Here is an 18,089-nt window from a genome sequence, read left to right as displayed (position 1 = left end):
CGTCAGGGCGCGTCCGGCGCGCCCTCTTCCCCGGAGTGCGTCATGAATTTCTCGCAATTCTTCATTCAGCGGCCGATCTTCGCGGCGGTGCTGTCCCTGGTGATCCTCATCGGCGGCGCCATCTCGTTGTTCCAGCTGCCGATCAGCGAATACCCCGAGGTGGTCCCGCCAACGGTCGTCGTCAGGGCGAACTTCCCCGGCGCCAACCCCAAGGTCATCGGGGAAACCGTCGCCTCGCCGCTGGAACAGGCCATCACCGGCGTCGAGGGCATGCTCTACATGTCTTCCCAGGCGACAGCCGACGGCAAGCTGAACCTGACCATCACCTTCGCGCTGGGCACCGACCTGGACAATGCCCAGGTGCAGGTGCAGAACCGGGTTACGCGGACGATGCCCACGCTGCCGACCGAAGTGCAGCGGCTCGGTGTGACTGTGGACAAGGCTTCACCCGACCTGACCATGGTGGTGCACCTGACGTCGCCGGATAACCGCTACGACATGCTGTACCTGTCGAACTACGCCGCGATCAACGTGAAAGACGAGCTGGCGCGCCTGGATGGCGTCGGCGACGTGCAGCTGTTCGGCATGGGTGACTATTCACTGCGCGTCTGGCTCGATCCGAACAAGGTCGCTTCGCGCAACCTGACCGCGACCGACGTGGTCAACGCCATTCGCGAGCAGAACCGCCAGGTCGCCGCCGGTGCGCTGGGTGCGCCGCCCGCCCCCGGTGCGACCGACTTCCAGCTGTCGATCAATACCCAGGGCCGCCTGGTCACCGAGGATGAGTTCGAGAACATCATCATTCGCGCCGGCAGCGATGGCGAAATCACCCGTCTGCGGGACATCGCACGTGTCGAACTGGGCTCCAGCCAGTACGCGCTGCGTTCGTTGCTAAACAACCAGCCCGCGGTTGCCATTCCGGTGTTCCAGCGCCCCGGTTCCAACGCCATCGAAATTTCGGACTCGGTTCGTGCACGCATGGCCGAACTGAAAAAGGATTTCCCGCAGGGGGTCGACTATGAAATCGTCTATGACCCGACCATTTTCGTGCGTGGTTCCATCGAAGCGGTGGTTCATACCCTGCTCGAAGCCATCGTGCTGGTGGTGCTGGTGGTCATCCTGTTCCTGCAAACCTGGCGCGCCTCGATCATTCCGCTCGCTGCCGTGCCCGTTTCGCTGATTGGCACCTTTGCCGTCATGCACTTGCTCGGCTTTTCGCTCAACGCACTGTCGCTGTTCGGTCTGGTGCTGGCGATCGGTATCGTGGTGGACGACGCCATCGTCGTGGTGGAAAACGTCGAGCGCAACATTGGTCTGGGCAAGTCGCCGGTGGAGGCGACCAAGCAGGCCATGAAGGAAGTGACCGGACCGATCATCGCTACCGCCCTGGTGCTCTGTGCCGTGTTCATCCCGACGGCGTTCATCTCCGGCCTGACCGGGCAGTTCTATCAGCAGTTCGCGCTGACCATCGCCATCTCGACCGTAATCTCCGCGTTCAACTCGCTGACGCTTTCCCCTGCCCTCGCCGCCGCACTGTTGCGTGGCCACGACGCCCCCAAGGACGGCTTTTCGCGGCTGCTGGACAGGCTGTTCGGTCGCTGGCTGTTCGGTCCCTTCAACCGCGTCTTCGATCGCGCCAGCCATGGCTACGTCGGTGCGGTACGGCGCATTCTGCGCGGCAGCGGCATCGCGCTGGTGATCTATGTCGGCCTGGTCGGACTCGGCTACATGGGTTTCGCCAGTACACCGACCGGCTTCGTGCCGCCGCAGGACAAGCAGTACCTGGTCGCGTTCGCCCAACTGCCGGACGCCGCCACGCTGGACCGTACCGAAGACGTCATCAAGCGCATGTCGCAGATCGCCGCGGAGCATCCCGGCGTGGAGAACACCGTGGCGTTCCCGGGCCTGTCGATCAACGGCTTCACCAACAGCCCGAACAGCGGCATCGTCTTCACCCCGCTCAAGCCCTTCGACGAGCGCAAGGACCCGTCGCTGTCGGCGAACGCCATTGCGGCGGATCTGAACGGCCAGTTTGCACAGATTCAGGATGCCTTCATCGCGATCTTCCCGCCGCCGCCCGTGCAGGGTCTGGGCACCATCGGGGGGTTCCGCGTACAGGTGCAGGACCGTGGCAACCTCGGCTACGAGGAGCTGTACAAGCAGGTGCAGAACGTCATCGCCAAGAGCGCCGACTATCCGGAGCTGGCGGGGCTGTTCACCAGCTATCAGGTCAACGTGCCGCAGGTGGATGCCGACATCGATCGTGAGAAGGCCAAGACCCATGGCGTGGCGATCGACCAGATCTTCGACACCATGCAGGTCTACCTCGGTTCGCTGTACGCCAACGACTTCAATCGCTTCGGGCGCACCTACCAGGTCAATGTGCAGGCCGAGCAGAAGTTTCGCCTCACGCCCGAGCAGATTGGGCAGCTGAAGGTACGCAACGACCGCGGCGAGATGGTCCCGCTGTCGACCTTCGTCAAGGTCAGCGACAGCGCGGGGCCTGATCGCGTGATGCACTACAACGGCTTCCTGACCGCGGAAATCAACGGCGCCGCCGCACCGGGCTACAGCTCCGGCCAGGCCGAGGCCGCCATGGAACGGCTGCTGCGCAACGAGCTGCCCAACGGCATGACGTTCGAGTGGACCGAGCTGACCTACCAGCAGATTCTGGCGGGCAACACGGCGATCTTCGTCTTCCCGCTCTGCGTGCTGCTTGCCTTCCTGGTGCTGGCTGCGCAGTACGAAAGCTGGAGTCTGCCGCTGGCGGTGATCCTGATTGTCCCCATGACGCTGCTCTCGGCGATCACCGGGGTGATTCTGTCGGGAGGCGACAACAACGTATTTACCCAGATCGGCTTGATCGTACTCGTGGGCCTGGCGTGCAAGAACGCGATCCTCATCGTCGAGTTCGCCAAGGACAAGCAGGAAGAAGGCATGGACCGCCTGGCCGCCGTGCTCGAAGCCTGCCGCCTGCGGTTGCGGCCGATCCTGATGACCAGCTTCGCCTTCATCATGGGTGTGGTGCCGCTGGTGATCTCCACCGGGGCCGGTGCGGAGATGCGCCATGCCATGGGCGTCGCGGTGTTCAGCGGGATGCTCGGGGTGACCTTCTTCGGTCTGCTGCTAACCCCCGTGTTCTATCTGGTGATCCGCGCCTTCGTCGAACGGCGCGAGGAGAAAAAGGCTGTACTGAAGGAGGCTCATGCATGAAGGCCATTGTCACCACCCCGCTGCTGCTCGCTATTGCCGTGGCCCTGAGCGCCTGCGCAGTCGGCCCGGACTACCGAGCGCCGCAAACGGAGCCGGCCCGTATCGAGCGGGCCACGACGGACCCATTCGACCGCACGCAATTCGAAGCCGCCTGGTGGCGGCAATTCGAGGACCCGACGCTGGACGCCCTGGTTGGTCAGGCGCTGGCGGACAATCGTGAACTGCGGGTGGCGTTCGCTCGCCTGCGCGCCGCGCGGTCAATACGAGACGACGCCGCCAATGACCGGATCCCCACGGTGACCGCTCGAACCAGCGCGGAAATCGGAGAAGCGCAACAGCCGGGCTTCACGGACGAGCGCACCAACAGCGAACGCTACGACCTGGGCCTGGACATGGCGTGGGAGCTGGACCTGTTCGGTCGCATCCAGCGGCGCATCGAGTCCAGCGAAGCGCAGACCGAAGCCGCCGAAGCCGAGCTGTATCAATTGCAGGTGAGTATCGTCGCGGAGCTGGTGGACGCCTACGGGCAATTGCGCGGCGCCCAGCTCCGTGAGCGAATTGCGCGGGAGAACCTGGCCAACCAGCGCAACTCGCATCGGCTCACCGAGCAACTGCGCGAAGCCGGTGTCGGCAGCGAACTCGATGTACTGCGTGCCGACGCGCGACTGGCGTCGACCGAAGCCAGCCTGCCGCAGCTGCAGGCCCAGCAAACCCGGGCGCGCAACCGTATCGCCACCTTGCTCGGCCAGCGCGCCGACCAGCTGAGCGTCGACCTGTCTGCACGGAACCTGCCGGCGATCGCCAAGGCCTTGCCGATCGGTGACCCGGGCGAGCTGTTGCGCCGTCGCCCGGACGTCATCGCCGCGGAGCGTCGTTTGGCGGCGGCCACGGCGGATGTCGGTGTCGCGACTGCCGATCTCTTTCCCCGCGTCAGCCTGTCCGGCTTCCTGGGGTTCATCGCCGGGCGGGGCTCGCAACTGGGTGCCAGCGCGGCAGAGGCTTGGTCGGTCGCTCCCAGCATTCGCTGGGCCGCCTTCGACCTGGGCAGCGTTCGCGCCCGCCTGCGGGGCGCCGAGGCGGACGCCGACGGCGCCCTGGCGAATTACGAGCAGCAGGTGCTGCTGGCGCTCGAGGAGTCGGAAAATGCCTTCTCCGATTATTCGCGAACGCAAGAGCGCCTGCTCGCGCTGATCCGCCAGTCCACCGCCAGCCGGGCCGCGGCGCAACAGGCCGAGGTGCGTTACCGCGAGGGCACCGCCGACTTTCTGGTGCTGCTTGACGCCGAGCGCGAGCGGTTACAGGCCGAGGATGCGCAGGCGCAAGCCGAGGTTGAGCTCTATCGCGGCGTCGTCGCGCTGTACAAAGCGCTGGGGGGCGGCTGGCAGGTCGACCGTAGCTGATCAACGGAGCGCTCTACGCCGGCATTCGCCGGCGTAGGCAATTGCGCGGGACAGCGAAAAATGTGATCTGTTCCCGGTCCCGCTCGGTTAGTTGTGAATTTTGCGCGAAATCACTTTTTGTGATGCGGCTTATTTGGCATAACGTCGCGGAAGCTCAATCGCATCCGATTCGGATGTCATGCCAACCGATCAAGAACAAAGAGCCCTCCATGATCAAGCCGATCATCACCCTGGCCGGACTTGTGCTGGCCCTCACCGCGACCGCGGTCGAAGCTGAACCCATCGTCATCAAGTTTTCTCACGTCGTCGCCGAGAGCACGCCCAAAGGCCAAGGCGCCCTGTTGTTCAAGAAACTGGTCGAGGAACGCCTGCCAGGTCAGGTCACCGTCGAGGTCTACCCCAACTCCACGCTCTTCGGCGACGCCGACGAACTGGATGCCCTGGCCAAGAACGAGGTCCAGCTACTTGCGCCCTCGCTGGCCAAGTTCGAGCAGTACACCAAGCAATTGCAGGTCTTTGACCTCCCCTTCCTGTTTGACGACCTCGCTTCGGTCGATCGCTTCCAGAAACGCGCCAAAGGCCGTCAGCTGCTGCTGTCGATGGAGAAGCAAGGCATCACCGGTCTGGCCTATTGGCACAACGGGATGAAGCAACTCTCGGCGACCAAAGCGCTGCGCATGCCAAACGATGCGAGTGGCCTCGCCTTCCGCATTCAGCCTTCCGGGGTATTGGAGTCGCAGTTCGCCCAGCTGGGTGCCTCGACGAAGAAAATCGCGTTCGCCGAAACCTTCTCCGCTCTGCAGAACGGAACGGTTCAGGGCGCTGAAAACCCCTGGTCGAATATTTACAGCAAGAAGATGCATACGGTTCAGCCGTACATCACCGAGACGAACCATGGTGTGCTGGACTACATGCTGGTGAGCAACACCAAATTCTGGTTCGCCATTCCGCATCAGATCCGGACGCAGCTCGAGGGCATCATCGAAGAGGTCACCTATCAGGTGAATCGTGCTGCCGAGGAAGCCAACCAAGCCGACCGCGAGCGAATCCGCAAGGCAGGCACCAGCGAAATCATCGAATTGACCCCGGAGCAGCGCGAAGCCTGGCGCGACGCCATGCGCCCCGTCTGGAAGGAATTCGAATCCGACATCGGTGCCGACATCATCAAAGCGGCGCAGACGGTCAACCGCAAACAGCGCAACTGATACCCCGCCTGCCATACGGCCCAGGAATTTCCTGGGCCGTTGCCCCTGTCACGATCAGGGCGTAGGCGCCCGCAGCGCCGGCTCCTGTTCCAGCGACACCTCGTCCCACCCTCCGCCCAACGCGGCAATCAACTGAACGCTCGCGATCAGCCTGTCACCCAACAAGGTCAGATTGGTCCGTTCGTTGTTCAACGCCGTGGTTTGCACCGTGACGACACTCAGGAAGTCGACCGTACCGGCGCGATACTGGTTTTCGATCAGGCGCAGGGACTCCTGAGCGGCGTCCAATGCCTCCTGCTGGACGACGGCCTCTCGTGCCAGTACGCGCATTTGAACCAACGAGTCCTCGACCTCGCGGAAACTGTCGAGCACCGTCTGCCGGTAGTTGGCCACGGTCTGGTCGTAGGCGGCTTCGGCCTGCTCCATATCCGCGCGGCGGGCACCGAAGTCCAGCAGCGTGACGGCCAGCTGCGGCCCCAACGACCAGTAGCGATTCGGTACGCTGATCAGGTCACTGAAGCTGCTGTTCCGATAGCCGCCACTGGCGCTCAACGTCAGGTCCGGATACCAGGCGGCCTCGGCGACCCCGATCTGCGCATTCGCGGCCATGACATCCCGCTCAGCCGCTGCCACGTCGGGGCGACGCTCGAGCAGTTCCGATGGCAGGATCACCGGCACCTCCGGCAGCCGGGGAATGTCGACCCGCTCGGCGATGTTCAGCTCCGAGGGCGGCACGCCGACCAGGACGGCGATGGCGTGCTCCAGCTGAGCACGCTGCCATTGCACGTCGAGCGCCTGCGCCTGGGTGCTGCGCAGTTGCGTCAACGCCTGGCTCACATCGGACCGCGGCACGATACCGGCACGGTACTGGTTTTCGGTGAGCCGCAGGGATCGCTCGTAGGCCGCTACCGTCTGGTCGAGCAGGCGTTGCTGCTCGTCCGTGACACGCAGCTGCAGATAGGTCTGCACCAGCTCGGACTGCAGGCTCAGGCGCACAGCAGCAAGGTCGGCGGCACTGGCCTGCATGTTTGCGCGGTTGGCCTCGAGGCCACGGCGCAGACGCCCCCAGATGTCCAGCTCCCAGGACGCATCCAGGCCGGCATCGTAGTTCTCGCTGATGCCACTGCTCTGCGTGACGGTCGAACTGCTGCCCGAGCCGCTACCGGACCGGGTCGCACTGGCGCCTGCGCCAAAGGTCGGAAAGAGTCGCGAGCGGGCACCGCGCACCAGCGCGCGAGCCTGGCGGTACTGCGCTTCGGCTGCCGCCAGGTTCTGGTTGGACACGTTCAGGCGTGCGACCAGGGCGTCGAGCTCAGCGTCGCCGTAGAGCGTCCACCAATCGCCACGCTGTTGGACGTCGGATGGTACGGCGATCTTCCAGCCCTCGGCCTGCTTGAACTCGCTGGCAATGGGTACGGCCGGACGCTGATAGTCGGGCCCGAGCGTGCAGGCGCCCAGGGTAAGCCCCATGACCAGCACGGCCAGGGGACGCAGGGTGAAATTGAAGCGCGAAGCGGTCATAGCGGGTTTTCCAGGGCGGCATCGGTGCGCACACCTCGCCAGCGGTTGAAACGGTGACGTGCGCGGTCGAGGTACAGATAGACCACGGGCGTGGTGTAGAGCGTGAGGATCTGGCTGAGCACCAGGCCGCCAATGATGGTCAGGCCCAGCGGCTGGCGCATCTCCGCACCTTCGGCTCCATCGAGCAGGAGTGGCGTGGCGCCGAGGATCGCAGCCATGGTCGTCATCAGGATGGGCCGGAAGCGCAGCAGGCAGGAACGGCGGATCGATTCGGCCGGCGACAGGCCGTCATTGCGCTCGAACTGCAGGGCCAGGTCGATCATCAGGATTGCATTCTTTTTCACCACCCCGATGAGCAGGAACAGGCCGAGCAGCGAGATCAGGCTGAACTGCTCGCGCGTCAGGATGATCGCCAGCAAGGCGCCGACACCTGCCGAGGGCAGGGTCGAGAGGATCGTCAGAGGATGGATGTAGCTCTCGTAGAGAATGCCGAGCACGATGTACACGAGAACCAGAGCGCCCAGGATCATCAGCGGCTGGCTGTCCTGCGTGCTCTGGAAGGCGCTGCCGGTGCCACCCAGGCGCCCCTGCACCTCGCTGGGCATGCCAATGGCGGCGATCGCGCGCTCGATAGCCAGCGTGGCCTGGTCGAGGCTGACGCCCGGCGCGAGGTCGAAATCGATGTTTTCCGCGGCGAACTGCCCGTCGTGGCTGACCGCATCCTCCTCCAGGCTCCGCTCGTAGTGGGCGAACGCGGCGAGCGGCACACGGCGCCCGTCGCTGGTCACCACGTGAACCTGCTCCAGCACCTCGGGGTGCTGGGCGTACGCCGGGTCGACTTCCATCACGACCCGGTATTGGTTGAGCGCCTCGTAGATGGTCGAGATCTGCCGCTGGCTGAAAGCATTGTTGAGCAGCGTCGTGACGGTGCTCATGTCGACGCCCAGGCGTTTCGCCGCATCGCGGTCGACCTTGAGGCTAATCTGCTGAGCACCCTCGCCTTCGTTGGCATCGATACTCGTCAGCTCCGGCAGCGCCATCAGCGCGCGGGTGACCTGCGGGACCCAGGTGCGCAGGTCGGCCAGGTCGCTGGCCAACAGCGTATAGGAATAGGCCGAACTGCTCTGGCGACCGCCGCCGAACTGCAGGTCCTGGTCGGCCATCAGGAACATTCGGCCGCCGGGCACCTTGGGCTGGTTCTCGCGAATGCGCTCGATGACCTTCTGTGCGGAAATCTTGCGTTCAGCCAGCGGCTTGAGCCGCACGATCATGAAAGCATTGTTGATTCCACCCTGCCCGCCGATGAACCCCGCCACGCTCTCCACCGCCGGATCGGCCAGCACCGCTTTGCGGTAGGTCTCCATCTTTGGCTGCATGACCTGGAACGAAAGGCCATCGTCGCCGCGGATGAAACCGGTCAGCTGACCGGTGTCCTGCTGCGGCAGGAAGGTCTTCGGCACCTCGATGTACAGAAAGACGTTGAGCCCGATGGTCGCCAGCAGGCTGAGCAGCGTGATACGGCGGTGACGTAGCGCCCAGCTCAGCGAGCGGTCGTAATGACGCAGCAACCACTGGTGCGCATCGTGGCTCCAGCGCTGCAAGCGGCCATCTTTCTCGGGCTGGTGCGGCTTCAGCCAGCGTGCGCAGAGCATCGGTGTGAGCGTGAGCGAAACCAGCAACGACACCAGGATCGCCGCCGCCAGGGTGATGGAAAACTCACGAAACAGCCGTTCGACGATGCCGCCCATGAACAGGATCGAGATGAACACCACCACCAGCGACAGGTTCATCGACAGCAAGGTGAAACCGACCTCTCGGGTGCCGATATAGGCGGCACGCATCGGCGGCACGCCCTCGTCGATGTGCCGGGCAATGTTCTCCAGCACCACGATCGCATCGTCGACCACCAACCCCGCCGCGAGGATCATCGCCATCAACGACAATACGTTGAGCGAGAAGCCGAACAGGTACATCACGGCGAAGGTGCCGACCAGCGACACCGGGACCGCCAGCGCCGGAATCAGCGCCGAGCGCAGCCGACCGAGGAACAGGAATACCAGCAGCACCACCAGGCCCACGGCAATCAGCAGGGTTCGCTCCGCCTCGTGCAGGGTCGCGCGGATCACCGGTGAGCGGTCCATGGCCACGTTCATCTTGACGCTGCCTGGCACGATCGCCTGAAGCGCCGGCAGTTCGTTGCGGATGCCCTCGATGGTTTCGATGATGTTGGCGCCGGCCTGACGGTTGATGACCAGCAGCACGGCCCGCTCGTTGTTGAAGAAACCGTCGTTGTAGCGGTCCTCCACGGCATCGGTGACCTTGGCGACGTCGCGCAACCGCAACGCCGCGCCGTCCTGGTAGCGGATGATCAACGGCAGATAATCCGCTGCCTCGTGCAGCTGGTCGCTGGCCTGTACCTGCCAGTGCCGGTGATCGTCCTCGACCATCCCCTTGGGGCGGCGTACGTTCGCCGAAGCGATTGTCTGACGTACCTCGTCCAGGGCGACGCCATATTGCTCCAGCTGCTGCGGCTGAAGCTCGACGCGGACGGCCGGCAAGGAGCTGCCACCGACCTGCACTTCGCCGACACCTGGTACCTGTGAGAGCTTCTGCGCCAGGATCGTCGAGCCGATGTCGTAAAGCTGCCCCTTGTCGAGCACGTCGGATGTCAGCGACAGGACCATGATCGGCGCCTGGGCCGGGTTGATCTTGCGATAGGTGGGCATGCTGCGCATGCCGCTCGGCAGCAGGTTGCGCGCGGCATTGATCGCTGCCTGCACGTCCCGGGCCGCGCCATTGATGTCGCGCTCCAGGTCGAACTGGATGATGATCCGCGTCGTCCCCTGGCTGCTGCGACTGCTCATCTGGCTGACCCCGGCAATGCTGCCCAGCGAGCGCTCGAGCGGTGTCGCGACGCTCGAAGCCATGATTTCCGGACTGGCCCCGGGCAGGCTCGCCTGCACGGTGATGACCGGAAAGTCCATGTTCGGTAGCGGCGATACCGGCAATAACCCGAAGCTGACGCCGCCGAGCAAGAGGATCGCCAGGCTCAGCAACATCGTCGCCACGGGGCGGGCTATGAAAGGGGCGGACAGGTTCATCGCGCTGAGGCCGCTGGAAGCCACTGGCTAAAGGCTGGATGACGGCAGCAGAGGTGGCGGCTTTCGGCGTTTCGTTCGGTCCCCTGTCTCCGGCGCTTTTTCGACGCGGTCATGCGCTCGCCTCCTGCTCCACTGCGCCCTTACGGGCAAACCGATTCCCCAACCGATCAAAAAACAAGTAGATCACCGGGGTGGTGAACAGCGTCAGCAGCTGGCTCAGCAGCAGCCCGCCGACCAGTACCAGACCCAACGGCTGCCGAAGCTCGGCCCCGGAGCCCGAGGCCAGCATCAGCGGAATGGCGCCGAAGAGCGCGGCCATGGTGGTCATGAGGATCGGGCGGAAGCGCAACAAGGCGGCGCGATAGATGGCATCCGCCGGGCTCATGCCCTGGTTGCGCTCAGCCTCGAGGGCGAAGTCGATCATCATGATCGCGTTCTTCTTCACGATGCCGATCAGCAGGATGATGCCGATGATCGCGATCAGTCCCAGATCGTTGCCTGTCAGCAGCAACGCCAGCAAGGCGCCTACCGCTGCCGAGGGCAGCGTCGAGAGGATGGTGATCGGGTGGATGTAGCTCTCGTAGAGCACTCCGAGCACGATGTACATGGTCACCACGGCCGCCAGAATCAGCAGCAGCGTACTCGACAGCGACGCGCGGAAGGCCTCGGCAGCGCCCTGGAAACGGGTCTGGATGCCGGCTGGCAGGCCGATTTCCTGTTCGACGCGTTCGATCACCTCCACCGCATGCCCCAGCGAGACGCCATCGGCCAGGTTGAACGACAGAGTGACCGCCGGGAACTGCCCGATGTGGTTGATCAGCAACGGCGCGTTGCGTTGCTGCAGCGTCGCCAGGCTCGACAGCCTGACAGGCGTACCGCCCTCGCTCTGGACGAAAATCTGTTCGAGCGCCTGCGCACCAAGCCGGTTGGCCGCCTCAGCCTCCAGCACCACCCGATACTGGCTGGCCTGGGTGAAGATGGTCGAGATCTGTCGCTGGCCGAAGGCATCGTAAAGTGCATCGGTGATGGCCGATACCTCGATGCCAAGCCGCGCGGCCGCGTCTCGGTCGATGTCGAGGTAGATCTGCAGGCCGTCACTCTGCAGGTCGCTGGCTACGTCGGTCAGTTCAGGCTGATCGCGCAAGGCTTCGACCAGCCGAGGCGTCCACTCCTGCAACAATGTGATATCGGGCGACTCCAGACTGAACTGGAACTGGGTGCGGCTCACCCGGTCCTCGATCGACAGATCCTGCACGGGCTGCATGTACAGCTCGATGCCCGGTAGCCGTGCCAGCTCGGGCCGCAGCCGATCGATGACCTCGCTGGCGGTGACGTCACGCTCGGCGTGCGGTTTGAGCTTGATCAGCAGTCGGCCGCTGTTGAGGGTCACGTTGTCACCGTCCACCCCTATGTAGGAGGACAGGCTCTCGACCGCCGGATCGGCCAGGATCACGTCAGCCAATGATTGCTGCCTGACGCTCATCTCACGGAAGGAAATGGACTGCGGCGCCTCGCTGATTCCCTGGATTGCGCCGGTGTCCTGCACCGGAAAGAAGCCCTTGGGCACGGCCAAATAGAGCACCACGGTCAAGGCCAGCGTACCGACCGCGACGAGCAGCGTCAGCGTCTGGTGCCGCAGCACCCAGGTCAGCCAGCGCGAGTAGCCGCCGATCAGGCGCTCCACCCAATCCGGCCTGGTCTCGTCCTTGGAGGCTGGCTTGAGCAGCTTGGCGCACATCATGGGCGTCAACGTCAGCGACACCACCAGCGAGATCAGGATCGCCACGGCCAGCGTGATGGCGAACTCGCGGAACAACCGCCCCACCACGTCCTGCATGAACAGCAGCGGGATCAGTACCGCGATCAACGACAGCGTCAGCGAGATCAGTGTGAAGCCGATCTGCCTGGCACCCTTGAGCGCCGCCTGCAGCGGTGTCTCGCCCTCTTCCACGTGGCGTGCGATGTTTTCCAGCATGACGATGGCGTCATCGACGACGAAGCCGGTCGCGATGGTCAGCGCCATCAGCGTGAGGTTGTTCAGCGAAAAGCCAGCCAGGTACATGACCGCAAAGGTGCCGACGAGCGACAGCGGCACCGCGATCGACGGGATAATCGTGGCCGAGAATTTCTTGAGGAACAGAAAAGTGACCAATACGACCAGCACCGTGGCCAGCATCAATTCGTGCTGGACGTCAGTTACCGCTGCTCGGATGGTCTGGGTTCGGTCGGTCAGTACCACCACGTCCAGGCCTGCCGGCATGCTGGCCTGGACTTCGGGCAGCAACGCCTGGATGCGCTCCACCACCTCGATGACGTTCGCACCTGGCTGGCGCTGGATGTTGAGCAGAACAGCCTGACTCTGGTTCGCCCAGGCAGCGAGCCGCTCGTTTTCCGCGCCCGCACTGATCTGCGCGACATCCTTCAACCGCAACGCGGCGCCATCCTGGTACGCCAGGATCAGCTCGGCATACTCTTCAGGCGTCTTGAGCTGGTCGTTGGCATCGAGCATCGAGACCCGCGTCGGGCCGTCGAAATTGCCCTTTGGCTGGTTCACGTTGGAGCTGGTCACCAGGGATCGGACGTCGGCCAGCGACAGCCCATAGGAAGCCAGCGCCTCGGGATTGACCTGGATGCGCACTGCCGGTCGTTGCCCGCCGGCGATGCTGACCATGCCGACGCCGCTGATCTGGGCAAGCTTCTGCGCCATGCGCGTGTCGACCAGGTCATGCAGTTGCGGCAGGGCGAGACCTTCGGATGTCACGGCCAAGGTCATGACCGGCGTATCGGCCGGATTGACCTTGTTGTAGACAGGGGGGGCCGGCAGGTCGCTGGGCAACAGGTTGTCCGCCGCGTTGATGGCCGCCTGGACTTCCTGCTCGGCAACATCCAGTTCGACCTCAAGCGAAAATCGCAGGGTAATGACCGAGGCGCCACCAGAGCTGGTCGACGACATCTGCGTCAGCCCGGGCATCTGACCGAACTGGCGCTCGAGCGGTGCCGTCACGGCGCTGGTCATGACCTCCGGGCTGGCCCCTGGGTAAAGCGTCATGACGCGGATGGTCGGGTAGTCCACCTGAGGCAAGGCCGCAACCGGTAGCAGCCGGTAGGCAATCAGGCCGGCCAGGAAAATCGCGACCATGGTCAGCGTGGTCGCGACCGGCCGCAGGATGAACAACCGCGAAATATTCATCGCGACGGGCGCCCCTGGCCTTGGTCCTGCCGCCGGCCCTCCTCACTTCCCTGCGTTTCGACCTTCGGGTTCTCTGCGGCCTGGCGCTCGAGCTGTTCGCGGTCGACCACTTCGACCTCGGCACCATCGCGCAGGCGGTCGGTCCCTTCCATGACTACCCGATCGCCTGCCGTCAGGCCGCTGGTGATCACCACCTTTTCGCCATCGCTCGGCCCGACCTCGACGAGGCGCAGCGCAACTTTCGAATCGTCTCCCACGACATAGGCAAAATTGCCGCGGGAACCGAACTGCAAGGCGGCCGACGGCATGAGCACGGCGTTATCGAGCGTTTCCACGCGCAGGCGCACGTTGACGAACTGGTTGGGGATCAGCAGTTCCGCCTCGTTGTCGAAACGCGCCTTGAGCTTCAGGGTACCGGTCGTTGCGTCGATCTGGTTGTCGAGGCTCTCCAGCACGCCCTCGCCGAAAAGCACCCGCTCGCCACGATCCCAGGCCTGCACCGCGAGGGGCTCTCCGCGACGAAAGCGTGTGAGCACGGGTGTCAACTGACCTTCGGGCAGGGTGAAGGTAATCGCCATCGGCTGGGTCTGGGTGATCACCACCAGTGGCGTCGTGTCATTGGCGCTGACCAGGTTGCCCTTGTCCAACTGCCGCAAACCGACCCGACCATCGATGGGCGCTCGGATTTGCGTGAAGGCCAGGTTCAGCTTCGCCTCGTTGACGGCCGCCAGGTTGGTCGCAATGGTGCCCTGGTACTGATTGACCAGCGCTTGCTGGGTATCGAGGGTCTGCTTGGCGATGCTGTCGTGATCGAACAGCCCACGGTAACGCTCCAGGTCGACCTGCGCGTTCTTCAACAGCGCCTGGTTCTGGCGCAACGTGCCTTCCGCCTGCTGCAGTGCCACCTCATAAGGGCGCGGATCGATGACCGCAAGCAGGTCGCCTTCCGAGACACGCTGGCCTTCTTCGAATTTCACGTCTACCAGCTCGCCAGCGACCCGACTGCGTACGTTCACGGTATTAAGCGGCGTGACGGTTCCGAGCGCCTTTTCATAGACCTCGAAAGTCCCTTGCTCCACCGTCGCGACACGCACCGGCGTAGCACCACCGAACGCGCCGAACCCGGGGCGACCGCGCGCGCCCTGCTGAGGCTGCTCCGCAGCGCTGGGCCACATCCACCAGACCAGAACGACGATCGCGATGAGCACCAGTCCCACGATCAACCAACGCCGCACGGACGCCGAAGAAGTGCTTGCCTCTGACATGAATTCGGTTCGCCTGAAAAAGAGCGTGAACCATAAGCAGTGGCGCGTCGCTCGCAAAGTGGATTTACGGCATTTTTACGTATCGACACGTGACAGATCGCCCAGACCGGTGCGCAAGCGCCTGGAACCATGCCAAGGCCTTTCAGTCTATGTAACGTTCGCCGGCGCAGCCGGCTAGCGACCAAGGAACTGTCCCGGTGCCGGCGCACGAGCACACGCTCCGCTTTACCAGGCCTGACATCCCCGGCCTGCACAGGATCAAGGAATGAATGCATCACTGGTCATCCTGGCGTTGACTGTCGCCAGCTTTCTACTCGGTTTTCTACGCGACCTGTTCATCGCCCGGGCCTTCGGTCTGAGCTGGGAAGCGGACCTTATATTCGTTGCGCTCATCCTGCCGCTGTTCTTTGAAAACTTCCTCGGCCTCGCCCTGCGCGACGCGATGATTCCCTATCTGCAGCGATTACGCAGTCAATCCCAAGCCTTGTTCGAAACGGTTGGCCGATGGCTCTACTGGCGCGTAACCCTGATCGGCATCGGCACCAGCGGGCTGGCCATTCTCACCAGTTACTGGCTACTCAATCTCCTGGCACCGGGCTGGTCAGACGCGCAGGTGTCGGCGGGCCAGCTGGTGTTCTGCGTCGGCGCGCTGCTCGTCGCGGTGCAGGCAGTGCTCTACTGCCAAGGCGCATTGCTGAACATGGACGAGATTTTCATCATGCCGATGACGCGCACCGTGTTGCTCAACGCCGGGGCCATCATCGGAATCCTGCTGTTCGAGCCGAGGGGCATGGTGATTTTTATCGGCATGCTCCTTCCACAGCTAGCGCTGATCGTCCTCCAGCATCGGCGCATCCACTACCTGCGTGGCGGTAGGACTGTCGAGACGCACGGCCACGCCGGCAGCTTTGGTCTCGCCTTCGCCCCGGTACTGGTGGCGGCTGGTGCCCAGCAGGGCTGCATCCTCGCCGAACGGATGTTCGCCTCCTTTCTCGAAGAGGGCAGCATCACGATGCTGTCCTTTGCGTTTCGGATCGTCACCATTCCGCTGACGCTCTACGCCATGTCCGTGCTGTCGGTACTGTTCCCGCGGTTCGTCTCGAGCTGGAGCGACACCAATCATACCGAGCATGCGGCCCTGGTTCGCAAAGGGCTGCTCGCGACCCTGCTGTTCCTGGTTCCGGCAAGCGTCGCCCTCTGCTCCTTTCCACAAACCGTGGTTTCGGTGCTGCTGGAGCGCGGGCAGTTCGGCGCCAGCCAAACCGTCGCGACCGCTTCGCTCGTCGTGATCTACGCTGCGGGTCTTCCCGCGCAAGGCCTGGCGCTGTTGTGGGGCCGAGTCTTGCTGGCGCAGCATCAGGCGCGGCTGTTCCTGGCCATCACGCTGATCAGTTCGGCATTGACGGTGGGGCTCGACGCATTGCTCTACCGGAGCTATGGCGCCGAAGGGCTGGCGCTCGCCTTCACTGCAGGGGCGATTCTGCAAGCGACTTTCATGGGGCTTTATGTACGCCGCGCCTCGCCTGCCGGTATCGCAGCAGGCGTGCTGCTACGTTGGGTGGCGACAGCGGCTGCGGTATTCGCCGCCCTGCACTGGGCGCCTGCCCCACACGGGCTGCTGCAACTCTGCCTTTACATTGCCTTGGTGCTCGCGGCGTTCGCCGTGGGTGTGCTGGTGCTCGGCGAGCGCGACCTGTTCAAGCCCAGCTACTGGTCGATGCGCAGAGCCTGATCGGGAGCGCGCAACGAGACAGGGGCTGCTACCGCAATAGAAAGGATGCGGTGGCTGAACACTGCTCGCTCAGGTCGCGCTGTGTCGCTCAGCCGCCGATCGCCACCATTCCGAGGGCATCGGGTGCGCCTTGAGGCTGAACCGGAGCGGATGCTCCAATGCGGACGGCGCGCTGTGTCATGACGATATCCAGCGCGCGGCTGGGCAGGATGTCGACATCGTCGAACGTGATCAGCTGGCCCGGCTCGACAGCGCGTTTCAGCGCGGTCTTGCGCAGCAGGCCGATCGGGACATGGTCCGGCTCGTCATCGAGCCTGACCGCCTCGCCGCGGAACTGGAAACCGCCGATGCCGCGTTCGATCAGCTCACCCGCCCGCATTGCACGCTTGGCGATCGCGCCGACGCCGAGCGTTGGAGTCGTCGAATTGTTGAGCAGCACACCGCCCCCGTTGAGCACGCGGCGCACCGTCTTGCCAACCTCCAGCGAGCACAGGTGAAACGGGCGAACCAGTGTGTAGAACGGGCCGGGGCCGAGCTTGAAATACTCCAACGCCGCCTGTTGGTTCTCGTCATGCTGGCAAACCAGGAATACCCCGCCGGCGGGGTAGCCCGCGGGAATCACATAGTCAACGAGCGGCTGGCCGACTCGCTCCGCCATCAGCCCGAGCAGATTACCCGTCTCGTTCAGGTTGGTGGAAGCCAGCCCTTCGAGACCTTGCCGCGTGATGGTCGCCCCGAGTCCATTTCCAACGACCACTTGCTCGATCTGCACCTTGGTGCCGTCGGTGAAGGACGTCGTCTGGTCCACGCTGATGCCCTGGCGCTTGGCCCAGTACGCCATGTCTTCGGGCGATGGGTCATGGTTCAGGTAGCCCTTCATGTTGCCGTAGACCAGCGGCTTGAAGCCCATCATCAGGGCTTCTTCGTGCAGGGCCGCCAGCGAGCCGGGTTGGTCGCCCTCAGCCTCGGTAATGAAACCCTTGCCAGCCAGGTACGAGCCCGTCGTCACCTGCAGTTCGGCATTGATGGTGACGACCGGTAGCCCGGCCTCGAAGGCGCGCTCGATGACCTCCGTCCCGTGGAAAACATCGCCGCTGCATTCCACGATCAGGTCGGCGCCGGCGACCAGCTCATCGATGGAATTCGTCAGGCATTCGGGTAAGGGAAAATCGCCAAGCGTGTTAAGCGGTCGACGAGTGAGGACATGAGAGATATCCATGTCCTGGTAATGCTGCTTGATCAGACGGATGAAGCAGTGGGCGATCATGCCCGTGCCGGATACACCGATCTTCTTGATGTTCGAGTTATGCATAGTGAATCCATTCGAGGGGCAACCAAGACTAGGACCGCGCCGGCTTCGAAAAATTTAGGTAGCCGAGAAGAAACTGGCCTATCGCCACTCGGTTATAGGCACTGCGTCGCACCCTAGCCCGATCAAACCTAAGGGGTGACCTGACATGGA

The 18,089-nt window shown here is 63.8% G+C and carries 9 protein-coding genes; 4 read left to right on the top strand and 5 right to left on the bottom strand.

The annotated features are described in order from the left end of the window. The first annotated feature begins 42 nt into the window (after positions 1–42). From MST27_RS07050 to MST27_RS07040, 3 genes are all read left to right on the top strand, one after another. Positions 43–3,213, top strand: a complete 3,171-nt coding sequence (locus tag MST27_RS07050) for an efflux RND transporter permease subunit (protein ID WP_243605292.1) — start codon at positions 43–45, stop codon at positions 3,211–3,213. Beyond that, the gene (locus tag MST27_RS07045) at positions 3,210–4,613 is read left to right on the top strand and encodes an efflux transporter outer membrane subunit (protein WP_243605291.1); all 1,404 of its coding nucleotides are present in this window, start codon (positions 3,210–3,212) and stop codon (positions 4,611–4,613) included. Before MST27_RS07050 ends, MST27_RS07045 begins: the two co-directional genes overlap by 4 nt. Positions 4,614–4,825: 212 nt before the next feature. Beyond that, positions 4,826–5,818, top strand: a complete 993-nt coding sequence (locus tag MST27_RS07040; RefSeq protein ID WP_243605395.1) for a TRAP transporter substrate-binding protein — start codon at positions 4,826–4,828, stop codon at positions 5,816–5,818. 54 nt (positions 5,819–5,872) lie between these two features. On the opposite strand, the gene MST27_RS07035 is transcribed toward MST27_RS07040, so the two are convergent. From MST27_RS07035 to MST27_RS07020, 4 genes are all read right to left on the bottom strand, one after another. Continuing rightward, entirely contained in the window at positions 5,873–7,339 is a 1,467-nt protein-coding gene (locus tag MST27_RS07035; protein WP_275973113.1) for an efflux transporter outer membrane subunit, read from the bottom strand. After that, positions 7,336–10,440: an efflux RND transporter permease subunit gene (locus MST27_RS07030; RefSeq protein ID WP_243605290.1), complete on the bottom strand. Its 3,105-nt coding sequence runs from the start codon at positions 10,438–10,440 to the stop codon at positions 7,336–7,338. The genes MST27_RS07035 and MST27_RS07030 overlap by 4 nt, the downstream gene beginning before the upstream one ends. 109 nt (positions 10,441–10,549) lie before the next feature. Then, positions 10,550–13,630: an MdtB/MuxB family multidrug efflux RND transporter permease subunit gene (locus MST27_RS07025; protein ID WP_243605289.1), complete on the bottom strand. Its 3,081-nt coding sequence runs from the start codon at positions 13,628–13,630 to the stop codon at positions 10,550–10,552. After that, on the bottom strand, positions 13,627–14,895 hold the full coding sequence (locus MST27_RS07020) for an MdtA/MuxA family multidrug efflux RND transporter periplasmic adaptor subunit (protein WP_243605288.1): 1,269 nt from the start codon (positions 14,893–14,895) through the stop codon (positions 13,627–13,629). The genes MST27_RS07025 and MST27_RS07020 overlap by 4 nt, the downstream gene beginning before the upstream one ends. 265 nt (positions 14,896–15,160) lie before the next feature. Between MST27_RS07020 and murJ the strand changes: the two genes are divergently transcribed. Then, positions 15,161–16,627 carry a murein biosynthesis integral membrane protein MurJ gene (gene murJ, locus MST27_RS07015; RefSeq protein ID WP_243605287.1) on the top strand — a complete coding sequence of 489 codons (1,467 nt, stop codon included), beginning with the start codon at positions 15,161–15,163 and terminating at the stop codon, positions 16,625–16,627. An 88-nt stretch (positions 16,628–16,715) separates the two neighbouring features. On the opposite strand, the gene MST27_RS07010 is transcribed toward murJ, so the two are convergent. Continuing rightward, positions 16,716–17,894: an NAD(P)-dependent oxidoreductase gene (locus MST27_RS07010; protein WP_243605393.1), complete on the bottom strand. Its 1,179-nt coding sequence runs from the start codon at positions 17,892–17,894 to the stop codon at positions 16,716–16,718. Positions 17,895–18,089 lie beyond the last annotated feature (195 nt).

This window comes from Stutzerimonas marianensis (genome assembly GCF_022810315.1).
Lineage (GTDB): Bacteria > Pseudomonadota > Gammaproteobacteria > Pseudomonadales > Pseudomonadaceae > Stutzerimonas > Stutzerimonas marianensis.
The sequence above is the reverse complement of the archived record's forward strand: the minus strand, read 5'-3'. Positions and strand labels throughout refer to the sequence as shown.